Annotated in this window: 20 protein-coding genes; 15 read left to right on the top strand and 5 right to left on the bottom strand. The window is 36.6% G+C overall.

The window, feature by feature from the left end:
- Window positions 1–2 precede the first annotated feature (2 nt).
- From ACYQ2D_RS12170 to ACYQ2D_RS12190, 5 genes are all read left to right on the top strand, one after another.
- A complete protein-coding gene (locus tag ACYQ2D_RS12170; protein ID WP_022304037.1) occupies window positions 3–470 on the top strand; it encodes a GNAT family N-acetyltransferase in 468 nt (155 codons plus the stop codon).
- Window positions 471–488: 18 nt separating this feature from the next.
- Window positions 489–1424 (top strand): D-2-hydroxyacid dehydrogenase, encoded by a 936-nt coding sequence (locus ACYQ2D_RS12175; RefSeq protein ID WP_459785613.1) that lies wholly within the window; start codon window positions 489–491, stop codon window positions 1422–1424.
- A 136-nt stretch (window positions 1425–1560) separates the two neighbouring features.
- A complete protein-coding gene (locus ACYQ2D_RS12180) occupies window positions 1561–2967 on the top strand; it encodes a uracil-xanthine permease family protein (RefSeq protein ID WP_187558955.1) in 1407 nt (468 codons plus the stop codon).
- 323 nt (window positions 2968–3290) lie between these two features.
- Window positions 3291–4883, top strand: coding sequence for a leucine-rich repeat protein (locus tag ACYQ2D_RS12185; RefSeq protein ID WP_459785614.1), 1593 nt, complete (start codon window positions 3291–3293; stop codon window positions 4881–4883).
- 153 nt (window positions 4884–5036) lie between these two features.
- The gene (locus ACYQ2D_RS12190) at window positions 5037–5318 is read left to right on the top strand and encodes a hypothetical protein (protein WP_459785615.1); all 282 of its coding nucleotides are present in this window, start codon (window positions 5037–5039) and stop codon (window positions 5316–5318) included.
- Here ACYQ2D_RS12190 and ACYQ2D_RS12195 read toward each other — a convergent pair.
- A complete protein-coding gene (locus ACYQ2D_RS12195) occupies window positions 5292–5612 on the bottom strand; it encodes a helix-turn-helix domain-containing protein (RefSeq protein WP_117456571.1) in 321 nt (106 codons plus the stop codon). The two genes, ACYQ2D_RS12190 and ACYQ2D_RS12195, sit on opposite strands and share 27 nt — an antisense overlap.
- A gap of 127 nt (window positions 5613–5739) precedes the next feature.
- On the opposite strand from ACYQ2D_RS12195, the gene ACYQ2D_RS12200 reads away from it, so the two are divergent.
- The 10 genes from ACYQ2D_RS12200 (at window position 5740) to ACYQ2D_RS12245 (ending at window position 15061) form a co-directional block, all read left to right on the top strand.
- The gene (locus ACYQ2D_RS12200) at window positions 5740–6660 is read left to right on the top strand and encodes a hypothetical protein (protein WP_459785616.1); all 921 of its coding nucleotides are present in this window, start codon (window positions 5740–5742) and stop codon (window positions 6658–6660) included.
- Between the two features lie 456 nt (window positions 6661–7116).
- A complete protein-coding gene (locus ACYQ2D_RS12205) occupies window positions 7117–8073 on the top strand; it encodes a hypothetical protein (protein WP_459785617.1) in 957 nt (318 codons plus the stop codon).
- A gap of 228 nt (window positions 8074–8301) precedes the next feature.
- Window positions 8302–8937, top strand: coding sequence for a hypothetical protein (locus ACYQ2D_RS12210; RefSeq protein ID WP_459785618.1), 636 nt, complete (start codon window positions 8302–8304; stop codon window positions 8935–8937).
- 113 nt (window positions 8938–9050) lie between these two features.
- Entirely contained in the window at window positions 9051–9611 is a 561-nt protein-coding gene (locus ACYQ2D_RS12215) for a hypothetical protein (protein WP_459785620.1), read from the top strand.
- Between the two features lie 136 nt (window positions 9612–9747).
- Window positions 9748–10935, top strand: coding sequence for a WYL domain-containing transcriptional factor (locus tag ACYQ2D_RS12220; RefSeq protein WP_459785621.1), 1188 nt, complete (start codon window positions 9748–9750; stop codon window positions 10933–10935).
- Between the two features lie 187 nt (window positions 10936–11122).
- A complete protein-coding gene (locus ACYQ2D_RS12225; RefSeq protein WP_459785622.1) occupies window positions 11123–11617 on the top strand; it encodes an HAD domain-containing protein in 495 nt (164 codons plus the stop codon).
- 29 nt (window positions 11618–11646) lie between these two features.
- A complete protein-coding gene (locus tag ACYQ2D_RS12230) occupies window positions 11647–12687 on the top strand; it encodes a WYL domain-containing transcriptional factor (protein WP_459785624.1) in 1041 nt (346 codons plus the stop codon).
- A gap of 406 nt (window positions 12688–13093) precedes the next feature.
- The gene (locus tag ACYQ2D_RS12235; protein WP_459785625.1) at window positions 13094–13624 is read left to right on the top strand and encodes a hypothetical protein; all 531 of its coding nucleotides are present in this window, start codon (window positions 13094–13096) and stop codon (window positions 13622–13624) included.
- Between the two features lie 132 nt (window positions 13625–13756).
- Complete coding sequence (locus ACYQ2D_RS12240; RefSeq protein ID WP_117456580.1) at window positions 13757–14266, top strand: hypothetical protein; 510 nt, start codon at window positions 13757–13759, stop codon at window positions 14264–14266.
- Between the two features lie 9 nt (window positions 14267–14275).
- Window positions 14276–15061 carry a hypothetical protein gene (locus ACYQ2D_RS12245; protein ID WP_459785627.1) on the top strand — a complete coding sequence of 262 codons (786 nt, stop codon included), beginning with the start codon at window positions 14276–14278 and terminating at the stop codon, window positions 15059–15061.
- 421 nt (window positions 15062–15482) lie between these two features.
- On the opposite strand, the gene ACYQ2D_RS12250 is transcribed toward ACYQ2D_RS12245, so the two are convergent.
- The 4 genes from ACYQ2D_RS12250 to ACYQ2D_RS12265 all read right to left on the bottom strand — a co-directional run bounded on the left by ACYQ2D_RS12250 (window position 15483) and on the right by ACYQ2D_RS12265 (window position 18133).
- Window positions 15483–16787 carry a tyrosine-type recombinase/integrase gene (locus ACYQ2D_RS12250; RefSeq protein ID WP_459785628.1) on the bottom strand — a complete coding sequence of 435 codons (1305 nt, stop codon included), beginning with the start codon at window positions 16785–16787 and terminating at the stop codon, window positions 15483–15485.
- A 3-nt stretch (window positions 16788–16790) separates the two neighbouring features.
- Window positions 16791–17027 carry a MerR family transcriptional regulator gene (locus ACYQ2D_RS12255; protein WP_459785630.1) on the bottom strand — a complete coding sequence of 79 codons (237 nt, stop codon included), beginning with the start codon at window positions 17025–17027 and terminating at the stop codon, window positions 16791–16793.
- A 427-nt stretch (window positions 17028–17454) separates the two neighbouring features.
- Window positions 17455–17712, bottom strand: a complete 258-nt coding sequence (locus ACYQ2D_RS12260; protein WP_087361314.1) for a helix-turn-helix domain-containing protein — start codon at window positions 17710–17712, stop codon at window positions 17455–17457.
- The gene (locus ACYQ2D_RS12265; protein WP_033120017.1) at window positions 17693–18133 is read right to left on the bottom strand and encodes an RNA polymerase sigma factor; all 441 of its coding nucleotides are present in this window, start codon (window positions 18131–18133) and stop codon (window positions 17693–17695) included. The genes ACYQ2D_RS12260 and ACYQ2D_RS12265 overlap by 20 nt, the downstream gene beginning before the upstream one ends.
- Window positions 18134–18439 lie beyond the last annotated feature (306 nt).

Raw genomic sequence — 18439 nt, forward strand, 5'->3', positions numbered from 1 at the left:
AAATGAAGGTAGAAATGAAAAAGGGAGAGGTTATAATTCGTTCCATGCAGGAAAAAGACAGAGCAGAGGTCTTAAAAATGATGCAGATCTTTTATGCATCGGATGTGGTCATTCATAAAGCGGATGATGAAACATTACAGAAAGATATTTCAGATTGCGTTGGAGACTGCCCATACGTGGATGGATATGTGTTTGAAATCGAAGGTGAAATTGCCGGATATGGAATTGCAGCGACCGGATATTCAACCGAATTTGGCGGAGTGTGTATCTGGTTGGAAGATTTGTATATGAAGCCAGAGTATAGAGGACACGGAATTGGAAGAAAATTTTTTGAGGCAGTAGAAGAAATCTATACAGATGCAGTACGATTCCGTCTGGAAGTAGAAAAAGAAAATGCAGGTGCGGTTGCGCTATATCAGAGATTAGGATATAACTTTTGCACTTATGATGAAATGAGTAAAGAAATTTAATTAAGGGAGAGATGGATCATGAAAATTGTATTTCTGGATGCAAAGACAATAGGAGATGACATTGATTTATCAGCCTATGATGCGCTTGGAGAAGTGGTGAAATATGGATTTTCCACATCAGAAGAAGTGCCGGAGCGTGTAAAAGATGCAGATGTGTTAGTAATTAATAAGATTGAGATTAATGAGCAGACGATTGGAACAGCAAAAAATTTAAAGTTAGTCTGCGTAACAGCTACCGGAACAAACAATCTGGATAAGGAATATCTTGAAAAACGTGGAATTGCATGGAGAAATGTAGCCGGATATTCGACAGAGTCGGTTACCCAGCATACCTTTGCGCTGTTATTCTATTTACTGGAAAAAATGCGTTATTATGATGAGTATGTCAAAACGGAAAAATATGTAAATGATACGATTTTCACTCATTTTGCAGAGCATTTTAATGAAATCAGCGGAAAAACCTGGGGAATTATCGGGCTTGGAACGATCGGAAGACGGGTTGCTGATATTGCGAAAGCATTTGGTGCACATGTGGTTTATTATTCGGCTTCCGGAAGAAGCGCACAGGAAGGATATGAACAGGTAGATTTTGATACGCTGCTTTCTAAATCCGATATTGTTTCTGTTCATGCTCCGTTAAATGAATATACAAAAGATTTGATGAATAAAGAAGCATTTGCAAAGATGAAAAAGACAGCGATTTTCTTAAATTTAGGACGTGGACCGATTGTGGTAGAACAGGATTTGTGTGAAGCTCTGGAGACCGGAGAAATTGCGGCAGCAGGTCTTGATGTGTTATGCGAAGAGCCGATGAGTGAAACCAATCCATTGGTAAAAATAAAAGACAGCAGGAAGCTTATCATTACTCCGCATATTGCATGGGCAAGTGTGGAAGCGAGAACCAGACTGATGCAGATTATTGTGGGACAGATTAAAGAGTTTTTTTCATTATAAACTTGTATGATTTTTGAAAGGATTCTTTGATTTTGCTTGCCATAACAGGATTCTCTCCTCTATAATGGGTAAGATGTACTCTCAAAAAGATTCCGAGAGCACATGAAAGATAAAAAAACGAAAGAGGAGAGAAAAAATGGGAGAAAGAGGAGAAGCAATTCGTGACGCCAGAAAACTTGGCGTGCCTAAAATGCTGATTTTAGGCTTACAGCACATGTTCGCCATGTTTGGTGCAACAATTTTAGTACCGATTCTGGTCAACAGCTATTTTGTTCAGGCGTGTGGGGAACCGCTTACAACCGGTCTGACTGTTTCCGTAACCTTATTTGGTGCAGGATTTGGTACATTGTTGTTCCATGTGTGTTCCAAATTCAAAGTGCCTGCATTTTTGGGTTCATCCTTCGCATTTTTGGGAGGATTTTCCACAGTGGCAAACTTAAACAGTGGAATGTATGCATCTATGGGAGCAAATGAAAAAGCAGCTTATGCCTGCGGGGGAGTTGTAGTAGCAGGTCTTTTCTATCTGATATTTGCACTGATTATCCGTATCGTGGGAGTCAAACGTGTGATGCGTTATCTTCCGCCTGTTGTAACCGGACCGGTTATCATCTGTATCGGTTTAAGTCTTGCAGGCTCTGCAATTTCCAATGCATCCACAAACTGGTTTCTTGCACTGGTTGCCCTTGCAGTTATCATTGTGTTTAATATCTGGGGAAAAGGAATGTTTAAAATCATTCCGATTCTGATGGGGGTTGTGATTTCCTATGCGGTGGCAATGATTATGAATGCGTGTGGAATTAAGAATCCAGATGGTTCTGCAATTTTAAATTTTGCATCTATTGCAAGTTCAAGCTGGGTGGGACTTCCGGGATTCCAGCTTTGTAAATTTGATGTAACTGCGGTTCTTGTTATGGCACCGATTGCCATTGCAACTATGATGGAACATGTAGGAGATATGTCTGCAATTTCCGCAACAGTAGGAGAAAATTTCCTTGCAGAACCGGGACTTCACAGAACTTTGCTTGGAGATGGTCTTGCGACAGCTGTTTCCGGTTTGTTTGGAGGTCCGGCAAATACCACTTATGGAGAAAATACAGGAGTACTCGAATTAAGTAAAGTCTATGACCCGAGAGTTATCCGTATTGCTGCCGTGTTTGCAATTATCGTCAGCTTTATTCCAAAAGTATCCGCTGTTATCAGTACCATGCCAAGCGCAATTATTGGTGGAGTCAGCTTCATGCTTTATGGAATGATTTCCGCAATTGGTGTGCGTAATGTCGTAGAAAATAAAGTAGACCTGACAAAATCCAGAAACCTGATTATTGCAGGCGTTATCTTTGTCTGTGGTCTGGGATTCAGTGATGGAATTACCTTTACGGTAGCAGGAACTTCGATTACTTTGACAGCACTTGCGATTGCAGCGATTGCAGGAATTGCCTTAAATATTATTCTGCCGGGAAATGACTACGAATTTGGTGTCAATGAAGCAGGAGATGAAAATAGAGGAATTCATACCAATAGTAAACGAAAAGAAGAGAAATAGATTATAATTTTCAAGGTTACAAATTGGTGAATAAACTCAAGCTTCGTATTCGTTACGGTGAGTTATTCCGTTTAGGCTGTTGCTGCCGGATGTCTACCATCCAGTCATTTGCATATATAGAAAGAAATGCCCTCGGACGAAAGTTCGGGGGATTTTTTTGCATCAATGCCCAATTTGGGCACTAATACCTGTTATGCTTAGAAAAGAAAAAAGAAATTAGTATCATTAAATGTTTTGTAATTGTAATATTATTATAGTAATGATATAATGGTTTAAAACTAAAATAAGTATAGTTGCAAAAAAATAAGGAGAGGGATAACATTATGAAAAAGCAAGTAGTAGCAGCAATGTTAGCGGTTTCACTAAGCATGAGCGTGAATACACCTGCATGGGCAGCGCAAGTGGAAAATAACGCAGGACAGGTAGAAGAAAAAGAAACAAATGAAGTAAGTAGTGAAGTAAATGATGAAGCGCAGGAAGCTGATGCGGAAGAACAGGTACAGGAAACTGGAGAGGCTGAAAGCGCAAATGACGAACAGACTGAAGATGAGACGGAACAAAGCAAACAGGAAGAAACATTAAAAGAAGAAAAATCAAGCGAAGAGACATTAAGTGAAGAAAACTTAGATTCCGAAGGAAACCAAACAGAAAGTCAGGCAGAAGAAGGAGAACTGTCTGGAAGTCAAACAAATGAATTAAAAGAGGCAAATGAACCTTGTGGGGCAAATGCTAGTTGGAAATTAGAAAATGGGGTTCTTACGATTTCGGGAACTGGGGATTTGTATGATTATGGATATGAAAATGGTATAAAGAAAGATACTCCATGGGCAAAACAAATAGATAAAATAGAATCTGTTGTAATAGAAAAAGGAATTACTTCAATAGGTGAGAGAACTTTTGAACATTGCGTTAATTTAAAAAGCGTAAAAATTTCTGATGATGTAAAAAGAATAAAAAAATCAGCTTTTTATGGATGTAGAAATTTAACTCAGATTGCAATACCAAAACAAGTTAAAACGATAGAAGCATTTGCTTTTGGTATGTGTGGATTTACGAAACTTGTAATTCCAAGTCACATTGAAACAATAGGAGAGACAGCTTTTTATGGATGTGAAAGTCTGACGGAAGTTATAATCTCAGAGGGAGTAAAAGAGATAAAAGATTCTGCTTTTACGTATTGTGATAATTTACAAAAGATTTATTGTCCAAAAACGTTAATAAATTTAGGAAATATATTTTTGGATACACATATAAAGTTAGATTTCTATTACGCTGGAACAGAGCAAGAATGGAATAACATACCAAAAGGAGAATATTTTGAAAGTGGAATGGATTTAGTCTACCACTTCAATTCTAAATACCAAACCAACGGTCGTTGGATTAAATCCGGTTCCAGATGGTGGTATCGTTATGAAGATGGTTCTTATCCGAAAAATAAATTATGCAAAATCGGAAATACCTGGTATGGATTTGATGCAGCAGGATGGATGAGAACCGGCTGGGCTAGTTACGATAAAAACTGGTATTATTTTGCCTCAAGTGGAGCAATGAAAACCGGTTGGTTTGCAGAAAACAAAACTTGGTATTATTTAAAATCTGATGGAAAGATGGCAAAGGGTTGGCTGAAAGTTGATGGTGCATGGTACTACTTTAACGGCAGTGGAAAAATGGCAAAAGGCTTTACTACAGTTGGAAATGCAAAATACTATATGAACGGAAGCGGAAGAATGGTAACCGGCTGGCAAAAGATAAACGGTTCCTGGTATTATTTTGTATCAAGTGGAGCAATGAAAACCGGTTGGCAGAAAGTAGGCGGTAAATGGTATTATCTGGATGCATCTGGAAAAATGGCTGCAAACAGATGGGTCGGTAATTGGTATGTAAATGGCTCTGGTGTATGGGTAAAGAGCAGATAAATCGAACCAAATATGTGAGTACAGAAAATGTGTAAAGGATAGTTAAAGAAAAGTCTCTCAGATGAAAAAATCTGGGAGATTTTTTATCAATGCCCAATTTGGGCATTGGAACTTGTTATGCTTATGGAAGAAAAAACAAGGAGAATATAAATTATGAGTATGAAACTATCTGAAGCCACATTAAAGAAACTTTATGAAATATTACTGGAAACAGACCAGCAGATGATTCAGGAGATCAGAGAGTGTGATACTAAGGTGATAGTAGCATTTCGAAAGTATTACCAAGGAAGCCAAAATGAAATGGAAGCCTTTCGAGATGAAATTTTTGGAATCCTTTTAGAAGAAAAGAAGAAAAGTTTCTGTCAGGGAGCAAAGCTCCCTCAAATAGATTCGGAAGAATGTAAAAAACTATTTGAGGGCTTTGACGATTTTTAAAATTTGTACTTTCGTTTCATAAGGACAGGATTGTAATTCGTGAAGAATTTCCTGCTCAATCGGACCGGAAACATCATTATATTCATCGGAAAGAATGAAATCTAAGGTCACATCAAGCGCATTACACATCTGAACAAGAGTGGAAAGAGAGACCTTTACACGGTTGTTTTCGATGTTACTGATATGACTGACATTGACGTCGGCAACACTGGCAACATATTCTTGTGTCATGTTTTTAGAAATACGAATTTCTTTTAATTTTTTTGCTATTTTTGGAAAATCAAGTTCTTTCATTTAGAAAACTCCTTTAAAATAAAATACTACAGTTTTACTGATTGTAATATTTTTGTAGTGCGAGTATAATGATTTGCAAGTATGATAAATATAGTTATAAATAGTGTGTGGAGAGGAAAAGAAGAATATGAAAAAAGAAATTATAATTATTGTGACAATTGTACTTGTCACAGCACTGGGAATTACGGGATTTTGTGTATACAAAGAGAAAATGAAACAGAAAGAATTGAATCAAAGTGCAAAGGTAAGTGAAGCAACAAAAGAAAATGAAAAGGGTTCAATAGCAGAAGAACAGAGCGAACCGGAAGAAATGGAAGAAAAAGAAGAAGCGGTTGGAAAACAAGAAGAGGAAACAAATCCAGAAGAAGAAACTGCAAATGAAGAAACAATACAGGAATCTGAAGCAGTAGAAAATGAGGGAAATCAAGGTATAGCAGAAGAATCAGAAACACCGCAAGTACAGTCAGAAAGTGTAACAGGAACTACCTATACAACAAAATATGCACAGACAAATGCAGTGACAGCACCAGTATTTCAGTTTGAATATCCAGAAGGATGGAATGTTCAAACGGAAAATGTAGATGCTGGAAATGTGATAGAAGAAAATGTAGTGATTTCTAATCCAAGAGGCATTACAGTTACCTATTGGGACTGCCAGACGAATTTAGGAGGAAATGCGAAGTCAATGTTGAAAGCAGAGATTTCAAAGGCAGCAGATTCTTCATTTGTAGCGGGATATCCGGCAGGAACAGATAAGGACTGTTCGGGACTTGGAACATTTGTGGTAGCCAAAGTACAGCTTGTGGGAGAAATGATACCAGGACTCGATTCAGATTATATGTCTATTGATAAGGCATTTTATGCGGTTGTTCCGGAATCTTATCTTGGAGAAAGAGAATTTCAGGGACAGGCAGGAAATGTAGATGAATTTTCATTTGAATATCCAAATCCTCATGCATTCATTGCAGAATCACCAGATGGTACATTTACAGAGGAAGAAGAACAGCAGGTGATTCAGATTATGAAAAGCTTTAAAATTGCACAATAAAAATAAATATATTGCATTTTATCTATACAAAATGTACAATAAAATAGAATAGTTTATTGGTCGTTGTATCATTATGATGTGGCAGAGTGGATAGAAAATAAGGAGAAAGAGTGGGGGAAAAGAATTGAGGAATGTGGTGGAGAGGTTGGATGAGAGGTATTGTAAGTGAAAATATATCTGGATATCATGGCGCTCGTTTTCAAAAAGTCATAATTTGAATTCTAAAATTGGGGGCATTGTTGTAAGTTAAAAGGCAGAGTTATGAAACAGTTTCACTACTATTTGAGTCTCTGATTGGCGATTAACTAAGAAAATATTATATACTAATAAATTTTTAGTAACGAGAATATTAGATATAGTTAAATTTAGTTGAACTACGAGAAAACTGTTTCATTTATGGGCTGAAGTGTAAAAATTAATAAAAAAGATATAATTTTTGAAAGGATGGATAGGTAAATGGAAGTAGAAGAAGATTTAAAAAAATATTTAAAAATAAGTGAAAAAAAAGTGGAAAAATCATTAAACAAATGCAAAGGTTTAATGTCAATTAATAAGGTTGAAGAAAAAGATTGGATGGAATATTTTAAATTTAACTCTAAAATATCATCATTAGAAAATTTTTGCAGATATAGAGCAGCAGGAGCTTTTGGATTATATGAAGATGGATATGATGATGCGGATATTACTACACCAGTAATAGAACATTTTAAAGAAAAATTGAAAAATATTGCTGAAGTTAGCGATGTTAAAGTAGGAAAAGAAATTTCAGATGATGAAAAGTATAGAACTTTTCAAGTATTTTTAAAAGGCCAGAGTACTCCTCTATATTTTGAAACAGATACTGCTATTTCCCTTATGGGTGATTTTGGAAATTTTATGCGCAAAATACTTAACAAAAATCTAGGAAAAATGTGGACTCAAACATATATGAAAGCTTATGATCTTCCGAGTAGTTGGGCAGATTATGCTTATGAGCCTTTTAAGCTATATTACTGGGGAAAAATTCAGTCGGAAATTAAAAATATGTTTACTCCTAAAGAGATAGAATGTTATGAATCGTTTGAGGAACGTGCTAAACATACTCATACAATACAGAATATGATGCTTGTACCATATGGATATAATTCAGCTAGAGGATTCTGGTTAAAGACATATAAATCGAAAAAGAAGATTAATGACCGATTAGATTTAACGATGTGCGATTTTGTAGAAATGTGTCGCGATAAGTTCATGTGTGATAAAACATTACAAGTTAGGCTTAGATTAAAAAGAAATAAAGAATTTGCAACATTGTCAACTGTTAAATTTTTAATGAAATATCAAAATGAATTGATGCCTTTGATACCAAAGTTCAACACAATTGAAGGATTACTGAAGAAAAATAAAATAATTAATGCTTGCTATAAAAAGTAGAACAGAAAGGGTAATACCAGACACCAATAAAAACCAGTCATAAATTCTGAAACGTGTCATCCATCAACCAAATCCAAATCATTAAATATCCGGGTATCCAATATGCTGCTCATAGTGAGCAGCATATATTTTAAAAATAAAAAAGCGTCACACAAATGACGCCCCTAAATGGTAGACTAACATTACCAAAGAAATTAAAAAATAAAAAGGGAAAGGAACGGATATAAAATGAAAACAGTGAATAATGAATTGGAAAAATATTTACATAGAACACCTAAAACAGCATATTGGATAAATAATGAAGGTAAAAAGTATTGTCAATCTGTTCATGGAAGAAGTTTTATAAGATATAATGAAGCAAAAAAGCAGGCAGAAAGAGACGTTGTCGATAAAGAAACAATAATTAATTATACTGTAAATTACCTGAATAAAGTAGGAATTAGAACGACTGAAAATCCTAAATATGACCCGAAATGTATCGATTATGAAAAGATTCAGCAAGAATTTGATTTAGCGGACAGGGAAGATTTAGTTTGGATGAAATTTACGAAAGATGGATATTTAGGCGTTGTTGCGGTGAGTGCGGATGTGAATTTTGATATTCCGAAAGACAGTAGTGAATACGATAATAAGCGTGTTGTATATAATTCGTATGAACAGAAAAATAAAGAAGAATGGATTCATAATTCAGCAGGAATTCTTATTCATAAGCTTGGAAAGAAGTGGGATGAATCGATAGTGTTATTATTTCCGTTAAAAAATATTCCTGATGGATATAGCAGAGGAGATGTAGAAACTGCAATTGGAAATATGTTAATAGAAAAAAATGTTCCTGTTTTGGATTTTTACTCACATATGTATTAAAGGAAATAGATAGCCTCAGTTGAAAAAGATTAAAATGAGGCAAGTAAAAATTAATTGGAATTTACAAAACGAGTTAATGATAAAGAAATGGGAAATTATAGGAGGCAATTGCAATGGGAAAAGAAATCAGCTCTTCAATTAAAACTGTTTATGGAATGCTTTGGGATGTATTAGCACTGTACGAGAAAACAGAATGCTTCAACAAAATGCCAGAAGGAGAAAAGCAGCAGGTCGATATTTGGGATTACTTAACAGAAAAGCTGTTAGAAATTCGTAAGACAATTGATATGCTTTTTCTTGGTGATAAGGATATGCAAGCTAAACTGATTCGTATTACGGATGAGACAGAAGAGTTTGTTAGAGCTTATGAGAAGCCAGGTGTTGTGACTCGCTGGAAACGAATTAACCCACGTATTTTATTCTTTGAATGTGCATTTGATTTGATGGAAACTTGCCCAGATATGTATCGGCAAATTAGTTGGGGACTTACAGATTTAAAGCTTGCTTGCTATCCAGATGAATCTTTAATAAAAGCAAGAAAGCGTTATTTTGAGGATGAAAAGAAAAAGATTGAGGATAGAAATCTTAGATACAGCGAGGACAGAATCTTCCAGAATGAACTTCTAAGAACGCTTAAGAGAGTATTTGAGTTTGATTTTAAAGACTATCTTTAATTAAAGTAGATTTCTGTTTCGTGTTACATCAGATGAATGAAATTATGATGATGACAGATTTAGAGAAGTTGCTCGAAATGAGTTAGACTAACAGGTATTTGCGAAATAAATTTAGGATTTGTGAGGAGTTGGATTTATGGGAATAAAGGACAGCGTAAAATTAAAAATTTTACAGGAGTTAATGCAGAATACAAACAAGGAAAGACCAACATCCATTTGGAAATTACGAGCTGCAGTTTATAGAGATTGCGAAAAAGAATGGAATACTTTGAAGAACAATTCGGACAAATCATCGAAAAAAAACATGCGTGATTCTCAAATCAAAACAGTAAAAAAGGATGTTTTTGAACTAGAAGAAGCGGGTCTCATTAGGATTATGGATATAGATGAGAATGGAAATATAGATAATAAAAAGGAAGTTATTTATTACAATCATCCATTGAGTCAGGAAAAACTCCCTTTTTTGATTGAGCATACTTTTACAATGACAGCGACATTAAAAGAAAAACGGGAAATTATTGATGATTTACTCCGCTGTGCCGGTGCTGGGAATTTGAAAAAGTATTGTTGTTATTTGGAGCATTTTTCACCAGAATATAGATTGGAAAAAGATGAAGATGCAGAGAAAGAGAAAGAAAATAAATATCCCCAAAATCCTCAAGTAGAGGAAGAAAAAATTATAAGACGGGCAGAATCATGCTGTTATGTAAATTTGCATGAAAATATATATAAAATTTTTGAAGCATTAAGTGATTCCACGGGGCAATTCGTTCGAAAGATATCATTTAAATTAGTTCAGTATAATGATAAAGGTAAGGTGGAATATGTGAATGGAGGAAAGGTCTATAAGATTTCTCCGTATTTTATTAGCAGTTTGAATGGAAAGCTGTGGCTTGTTGGAAATCATGAGCCGTATAATAATTTGTCACATTATCCGATTGAACGCATGGACAATATTAAAATATTGGAAAAAGGATATCGTAAAATATCTGAATTAGAAAAGAGAGGAGTTTTAACAGACAAATATTGCTATACCACAGAGCATCAGGGGGGAAGTTATGGAGATGTGGAGCCAATCATTTTAAGAGTGCAAAAAACTCCAAATGCGTATACGGTGATGTATCGTACATTTGATAATGAATTTTATTTTTTAGAAGGTGGAACCGAGGAGTATGATCGGGTGTTGGTATTTCGAACCGCTTATTTTATTGCAAACTGGGCGATGATGAATTCGCAGGATGTGATTGTGGAGACACCAGCGATACAGGAAATGATTCGGAACAAAGTGAAAGAGCTTGCAGGTCTTTATTCAGTGAAAGAATGAGTCTTCGGTTTCATAAAAGATTTAGCTGGTAACAAAAGGAATCTGAGCATCATACGATAATAATATTTTTGTGGAATATTTAAAAGCGGCATGCAAATGACGCCTATAGAGAATAAAATAAGCACATAACAACATAAAAGAGAAAATAGGTAATGGTTTTAGATTAAAAATCAGGGAGAAAACGTAGATGCAGAAAAAACAGAATCATTTTGCAGTATTTTTGGATGTAGATGGTGTATTAAATACTGAAACAACGTGTAAGAAAACCCCGAATGGATATAAGGGGATTGATAATGCACGAGTGGAAATCCTGGCAAAGATAATTGATAAAATTGGAGGGGGAGATATTGTGTTATCCTCTGATTGGAAAGAGATGAAGTCGACAGATGATGATTATATTTATTTAGTTGACAAGCTTGCTTTGTATGGGCTGAAAATAGTAGCGCAGACACAAGATATTACTTATAAGCGCAAGAGAGGTGCTGGAATCAAGGCATATTTAGAGGAACATACCGAGATAGAAGAATATATTATTTTGGACGACAATAAATTTGACTTTCAGGATGACACAAAACTTTGGGACCGCTTGTTGCTGACAAACGGAATCGAAAAGGCTCAATTTGCATCAGAAACTCCAGCTGTAGAAGCAATTCTGTTCAAGGATTATTTAAAATTATTTTGAATTTGTATTATGGGACAAGGAGAAAAATCATGAATCTTAGGAAATATTTGATTGAACTGTTGAAGAACAATACAGGGGAAGATAAAAACTCTAAAGAAATAAAAACAATGCAACAGAATGAGATTTATGAAAAATTACATGCGGATTATCCGGATATCACATTAAAAAAAGTCAGAACGTGCCTGAAAAATCTTGTTGAAGAAGAAGCAAACTTACCAAATGAAGAAAAAACAATCTGTTATGAAGAACGCTATGGAAGAAAAACAAATTATTATTATAACAAAAGCAGTACCGATATTTCAGATGTTGAATTAAAATATTTAATCGACTCGATTATGTATGGAAAAATATTCAACTCTAAACAGGCAAAAAGCTTTGCAAAACGAGTACAAAATCTAAGTGGGAAAAATTTAAAAGACATTACACCCTATGTCAATGACAGCTTTGGAAGACAAAGATTTATCTTGGAAACAGATGTGCTTCAAAATATTGATATCATCTTAAAAGCGATAAAAAGCGGTCAGTGTATTTCCTTTAATTGGAATGTTTATGATATCGTAAATGGAAAAGTAGAGACAAGAGAAATTTATCAGGCAACAGTAAAACCAATTCGACTGATTTTAAATGAAGGTCGATACTGTGCGCATGTTCGTTATGAAAAAGGGAGAAAAATTTACACTTATAATGTGGATTTGATGAAAGAGATTAGGATAGTTCCGGGATTTCAGGATGGAATCAGAGAAGAAGAAATACAAAGAAATTTTGAACGGGCAGAGTATCTCTTGCAGACGCCATATAATTTTGGTGGAGAAATAAAAACTTATAAGTTAAGGGTACAAAAAAAGTATTTCTCTCGGTTGGTAAATACATTTTCGTATGGAATAAAAATAATAGATGGAACGGAAACTGAAAAAACAGTAGATGTCAGGATAAAAGCAACGAAAAGAGGAATGGTCTATTGGCTGTTGCATCATTATGATGTGGCAGAGTTAATAGAAAATAAAGATGAAGAGTTGGGGAAAGAGCTGAGAGATGCGGTGGAGAGTTTGTATAAGAGGTATTGCGAATAAGTTACTTGGTAAGCGCTTACGATTTTTGAATGTATCAGTTATAAATTAGATTTCAGTAAATTTTTCTATTAATGCATGAATCTCATTATCCCAATCTCATACATAAATATAACTTTTTTCTTATTTTGTCTTTGGAGTTTCAGCTCTGGAGAATCTTGTTTTTTGTTCCATCAGTGCCCAATTTAGACATTAATACCTGCTATGCTTAGTAAAGAAAAAGGAAATTAGTATCATTAAATGTTTTGTAGTTGAAATATTATTATAGTGATGCTATAATGTTCTATAGCTATAGTAAATATAGTTATAAAATATAAAAAGGTGCTGAATAAGCTATTAAATAATGGGTTAAGGGAAATAAAAATAGGTAATTTTTGGCACTACTTTAAAATTTGGGAGGAAGAAAATTATGAAATTAAAAAGAATCGTAGCAATCGCAACAGCAGCAGCATCAATTATGTCAATGAATACAGTGGCATTTGCAGACACAGAAGGATCAACAGAAGTTGAAATCAAAACAGAAGCAACATTAGTTGATGTAACAGTGCCTTCAACATTACCAATTGTATTTAATGAAGATGGCAGCAATACTATTCCAGATAACTATACAATTCAGAACAATAGTATGTCAGCAATTCATTTAACAAGTGTAGGATTAGATGCACAGGGCTCTGGTTGGAAAGTTATTCCGGAAAGTATGGACCCAACACAGTTTACAGCTAATACACGGCAGATTTTATTTGTTGTAAATTCAAAAGCTGTCTCTCCAATGCTTGATGAACCTATGGAAACAGGTAGTGCAAGATTTGAAAATGATGAAGTTGTTATCGAACCTAAACAGTCAGTAACACTTGATTTTGAAGTTTATAGAGGTTCTTTTACAGTTCCACTTGAAAATGCAGCAGCATTTACTATGACAACAACATTTGATTTTAACTAAACATTAAATTTTATAATTTATTTATCCTTGGAATAAATTAAGTGATCTTTTATAAGGCAGAAAACCCCATCCGTCAAGTTAAGTCGGCTGGGGTAGTTCAAATTCTTGGGATTTAAATAGAGAGATTATGATATGTTTAATTTTAAAAAGAAAATAATTATAATGATTTCACTAATTTTATTACTAGTTTCATCTATATTTATCTATAATCATTACTACCTGGAAAATATATATGAATCAGATACGAATAAAGAGAATGAAACAAATGATACTAAGACTGAAAAAATTAGTGAAATTCCAGATAGCGAAAAACAAGAAGCTGTTAATAAAGCGGTAGAAGAGGGAATGATTAACATTAGTTATTCTTCAAGTGCTGTTTTTGATGGGAAAAATAGTACTAGTTTTAAAGTCTTGAATAAAGAAAATAATAGATATCCAATTGTTTTTGAGTTATATGACGAAAATGATAATTTAATGTTTCAATCAAGTGAAATCGCTTTAGGATATCAATGTACGGAGATAACATTAAATGAGAATCATGAAAAAGGAACTTTTGAATGGAAAATAAAAATTGGATATTCAAATGGAAATGAAAAATCTAATGTCCAATCATTTTTCCCAATCAATGTAACAATTAATTGAGGAGTATAAATGAAGAAAATAAATTCTTTTATTTTTCCGTTATTTTTAAGTTTTGCCATTTTATTTACGCTTAATGATGTGTATGCTTCTTCGACATTGACGGTTGGTTCAAGAGTTGATATAACAGTTAGTGTAACAAAAGCTAATATACATTATCAATTAGTGAGAAAAACAGGAGAAGATTTTTTAGATAATATTAATGTAAAAATGATTAAAAATAGTAATCAAATAATCATGAATGAAAACATCAAAGCTGGTAAAATTTCGCCGGACAGACAAGAATTTGGTGATTATGAAATTATTATTGATGAAAATGGAAAGTATGAAACAAGGTATAAATTTACAATTGATGAAGAGTATCTAAAAACTCAAGATGAGATAAAAAAAATCGTCTTAAATGAAAAAATTGAAGAAGATAAGAAGCAAGATGATAAAAAAGATAATAATCAATCTGGAGATATAGATAACCCAAATAAAGATAACAATGTAAAGAATGATGGTAAAAAAGATAATATAACGAATAACGCAGACAAAAATAAAGATAATAAAAATAATGAAAGTTCAGACCAAAAAGATTCTAAAGTAGAAAATAGTGAGAGTAAAAGTGATAATAACAAGAGTTCTGTTGAAAATACAAATTCTAAAAATGATGAATCTGTAAATCAAGCGGATGGAACTGCTTTAAGTAATAACGCTGGAACGAATGATAAGAACTATAAGTATGTTATTTTATTTTCGGCTTTCCTATTAAGTTCATTATGGGTAATAATTAAAATGAAAAAACCTTTCAACTAAAAGGAACCAGATGTCAATCAAATTCAGTTGAAAAATTAAATGAAAGTAAAAAACAATACGAATAACAGCTAAGGAATGTGATGAGATTCTATAAAACAAAACGAAAGCCTTCAGAGTGCCAGCTTTGGAGGCTTTCGTTTTGCTTTATGGATAATTCTTTTGTTTATTCTTGCGTGGCTTTAAGCTGTAGCTGTATAATAAAAAATAGTAGAATTTTTCTCTCTGCCGCAAGATGATTTTAGGTCGGTTGAGGGATTAGAAAACGCCGGAAACCCGCATAAACTCTATGTTTTTGCGGGTTCTCGGCGTTTCTTTTATCGCCTGTATTAGTGGTGCTTTTTCGGTAAATGGTGCCCAAATGGTGCCCAAATCCCACGCGGGGCTATAAAACGATATAAGAAGCGGTAAAGAGATACAGCGGTTAAAGCTCTAAATCGCTGCTCTTTTTCTTTGCCGCGCTCTTTGCTTTCTTCGGCTCGGCTTTCTCTGCCTTTGCCGGGTCAGACTGTTTGACCGCCCCATGATAAGCGTCTAAGACTTCTTTCTTGCGTTCAAGCCGCACGTCCACATAACGGGCGGTAACAGCTTCAAAGTTCATAGACAGTCCAAGCGATACGCCGATACCCGCAAGCGTATGTCCTAACACTTCGCCTACGGTGTAGAAGTCGCCTGTCAGTTGGTGCATATTCGTAGCCGCCGTATGGCGTAAATCGTGAAAGCGGATATGCGGCATATCCAAATCTTCAAGCAGTTTTCCAAACTGGGAAGATACCCACGACGCGGAGATAGGGGAACCGTCCGGCTTCGCTACAACAAGGTCATTGTCATAGTATGGTTTTCCGTCTTTTTCTGCCTGTTCGCGCTGCGCTTCCTGCATAGCAAACTGTTTGAGGAAGAACGGGCGGGCAAGCTCTGTGATAGGCAGCTTTCGCCCGTTGGATTTCGGCGGTGCCATTTCCTCAATGACTTTTGTTTTCGACGGCACCTTAAAGGGTAGCTGCTCGGAAACGTCAAAGGTGTTGTTTTCCAAATCCACATTACGCCAGCGCAAGCCCAGGATTTCAGAACGGCGCATACCGTAAAGCCCGCCTAAGATAACGGGCATTTCCCAAACGGTACCCTCGACGCGCTGCATAAGGGCTTTTACCTGTTCCGGCGTATAAGGGTCGGGGGTCTTGTCGCTCTTTCCAAACTTCGTAAGCGTGTCCTTTGCTGCGTTTGTTTCGATATAGCGGTATTTCCGGGCATGGCTCAACGCCACGCTCAAAACACGCTTTGCCCCGGCTGCGGTGGACGGTTTCAAGCCTTTGTCAATAATCTGCTGAAACATTTTTTCTACCATAGCGGGGGTAAGCTGATTAAGGGCAACGCCGCCGATATAGGGATTGATATAGTTTGCAATCGTCTTTTTGTACCCGTCGTAAGTAGAGGGGCGCAAGTTCACTCTTGCATAGCTTTCCACCCATTCATTCAGATAGCTTGCAACGGTCTGTTTCCGCTGTGAAGCGATAGACGCAATCTGCCCCGGATTATGGAGCTTTGCTTTCATCTCTGCTTCATGCTGCGTTGCTTCCTTTTTTGTCGGAAAGCCCTTTTTGGAATAGGTTTTCTTTTCCCCATTCGGGGCGGTGTACTTGATATTCACGTCGTAAACTGTTCCCGGTCGCCCGGTCAGTACGCCGTTGCTGTCGCGTTTATTCTTAACCTGCCTTGTTGATATAGCCATAGCTTAACCTCCCTGTCGTGCCGGGGGCTTCGCTGTCGTCTTTGCCCTGTGATACCAGTCCCAGATTGCAGCGTCAGCTATCAAACGGCGGTTTCTATTCTGTATATATTCAAGCTCGCCGCTATCCATAAGCTCGCGCAGCTTATTTTCCCCGATACCGCTAAGCTTGCTCATTTGCTCAACGGTCTTTAACATAGGGAATACAGGGATAGCGGGGCTTGTTGTTTCCTTTTTTGCCATAGGAAAATACCCCCTTTCATAAATGGCTAAAAAGTCAAGTTACAAAAAGTGGGCTTTAACCGGGCGGCTGTTAGCACAACCTCGCGGGAATTGCACCCCTGCTCATTTAAGGCAGCTTTACCCATTGCCTGCGACGCTCTGAACGCTCGGACTGTGGCTGTAAAGGCTTATCTCCCCTCAATGCGTGTCGTCGCCCGCAAGCTGCTAACTTGCTTTCCATCGTGGTGTTTCTCGCTCGGCTTTTCCCGATAGGGGAATAGCGTCATGGCGCACCCTCTGTATGGCTCGGCGCAAAAAGGACGTACCCGGTTTGCCCTATACTGCGTCGCCGTTATCTTGCGTCGCTTTCTTTGTCAAGGAACATACGGGGCTGCTGCGGATTGATACGAAACGAAAAAGGGGTTAAGACGTTTCGGTATCGGTGCAGCTATTCAGCCCTAAATGTGAGGATTGCCCTCATTAGCCTTGCTTGCAGCCGTTGCCGAATATCCTCGTCAACGCCAAAATAGACGTTTCCGCGCTCGTCGCAGAGCTTTCTCATAGAAAGGCTCGCTATGTAACCGCTAAAGTGCTGCAAGACAATTTTCATAGCGTCCGGGTCGCCCTTTGTCGCTGCCACAATGACAGGATAGGGAACAAGGGCAACGTCCGGGAAGTCAGATTGTTTACCATTCGTCCCATTCATCAGCGTGTTCCTCCAAATATTTCTTCAAGATTTCAAAAGAGCTTGTCCGTCTGTACTGTATCGTGCTGCGCGACGTATTGAATAACTTTCCAATCTCCACGTCGGTCATGCCCTCGAAATAGTACAGCATGATAGCTTTCCTTTTTTCTTCCGGCAAAGTGCGGATTGCTTCAAGCAACAGCTTCGGCGTGATTTTCTTTCCCGCCTGCTGATAGCTCGGCTCGGCTTCTTCGTCTTGAAAATACTTGTCAAGCGTGTAAAGCTGCCGCTCCTCATGCAAGGCAAGGTCGGAAAACGACACTTCCTTTGCTCTGCGACGCCGGATTTCCTCATGGGCGTTGCAGGCTTCGTTGTGCAGCACCCGTTTACAGAAACTTTGAAAGATACATTGCTTCTGAAATTCCACGCGATTAGGTTCCATGTTCTCACCTCCTTTCGTGCCGAAAGGTAGGTAGTACCTCCCCTTTTCGCGGGATAATACAGGCGATTTTTTCAAACGCCGAATGAAAGCGAAACTTTTTTGAAAAAACCTCCCGAAAATGCAAAATGCGCCTGTCTGCAAGACGCAGACAAGCGCAAGGGAATTGAAAGCGGTATTCAGATGATTTGACAGTTCATATCTAAGGGTAGAAGTGTCCCCGGCGATGGTCGGGCTTTTTTTGATAAGTCAAAGAAAGTAGAATATTGTCGATATGGTTTATCGCTCATGGCGGCTACCTCCTAAAGC

This window comes from Blautia stercoris (assembly GCF_054657695.1).

Bases quoted from the DNA above. Each gene is read 5' to 3' on its own strand.
- ACYQ2D_RS12170 (WP_022304037.1), top strand. From the start codon at position 3: ATGAAGGTAGAAATGAAAAAGGGAGAGGTTATAATTCGTTCCATGCAG.
- ACYQ2D_RS12175 (WP_459785613.1), top strand. From the start codon at position 489: ATGAAAATTGTATTTCTGGATGCAAAGACAATAGGAGATGACATTGAT.
- ACYQ2D_RS12180 (WP_187558955.1), top strand. From the start codon at position 1,561: ATGGGAGAAAGAGGAGAAGCAATTCGTGACGCCAGAAAACTTGGCGTG.
- ACYQ2D_RS12185 (WP_459785614.1), top strand. From the start codon at position 3,291: ATGAAAAAGCAAGTAGTAGCAGCAATGTTAGCGGTTTCACTAAGCATG.
- ACYQ2D_RS12190 (WP_459785615.1), top strand. From the start codon at position 5,037: ATGAGTATGAAACTATCTGAAGCCACATTAAAGAAACTTTATGAAATA.
- ACYQ2D_RS12195 (WP_117456571.1), bottom strand. From the start codon at position 5,612: ATGAAAGAACTTGATTTTCCAAAAATAGCAAAAAAATTAAAAGAAATT.
- ACYQ2D_RS12200 (WP_459785616.1), top strand. From the start codon at position 5,740: ATGAAAAAAGAAATTATAATTATTGTGACAATTGTACTTGTCACAGCA.
- ACYQ2D_RS12205 (WP_459785617.1), top strand. From the start codon at position 7,117: ATGGAAGTAGAAGAAGATTTAAAAAAATATTTAAAAATAAGTGAAAAA.
- ACYQ2D_RS12210 (WP_459785618.1), top strand. From the start codon at position 8,302: ATGAAAACAGTGAATAATGAATTGGAAAAATATTTACATAGAACACCT.
- ACYQ2D_RS12215 (WP_459785620.1), top strand. From the start codon at position 9,051: ATGGGAAAAGAAATCAGCTCTTCAATTAAAACTGTTTATGGAATGCTT.
- ACYQ2D_RS12220 (WP_459785621.1), top strand. From the start codon at position 9,748: ATGGGAATAAAGGACAGCGTAAAATTAAAAATTTTACAGGAGTTAATG.
- ACYQ2D_RS12225 (WP_459785622.1), top strand. From the start codon at position 11,123: ATGCAGAAAAAACAGAATCATTTTGCAGTATTTTTGGATGTAGATGGT.
- ACYQ2D_RS12230 (WP_459785624.1), top strand. From the start codon at position 11,647: ATGAATCTTAGGAAATATTTGATTGAACTGTTGAAGAACAATACAGGG.
- ACYQ2D_RS12235 (WP_459785625.1), top strand. From the start codon at position 13,094: ATGAAATTAAAAAGAATCGTAGCAATCGCAACAGCAGCAGCATCAATT.
- ACYQ2D_RS12240 (WP_117456580.1), top strand. From the start codon at position 13,757: ATGTTTAATTTTAAAAAGAAAATAATTATAATGATTTCACTAATTTTA.
- ACYQ2D_RS12245 (WP_459785627.1), top strand. From the start codon at position 14,276: ATGAAGAAAATAAATTCTTTTATTTTTCCGTTATTTTTAAGTTTTGCC.
- ACYQ2D_RS12250 (WP_459785628.1), bottom strand. From the start codon at position 16,787: ATGGCTATATCAACAAGGCAGGTTAAGAATAAACGCGACAGCAACGGC.
- ACYQ2D_RS12255 (WP_459785630.1), bottom strand. From the start codon at position 17,027: ATGGCAAAAAAGGAAACAACAAGCCCCGCTATCCCTGTATTCCCTATG.
- ACYQ2D_RS12260 (WP_087361314.1), bottom strand. From the start codon at position 17,712: ATGAATGGGACGAATGGTAAACAATCTGACTTCCCGGACGTTGCCCTT.
- ACYQ2D_RS12265 (WP_033120017.1), bottom strand. From the start codon at position 18,133: ATGGAACCTAATCGCGTGGAATTTCAGAAGCAATGTATCTTTCAAAGT.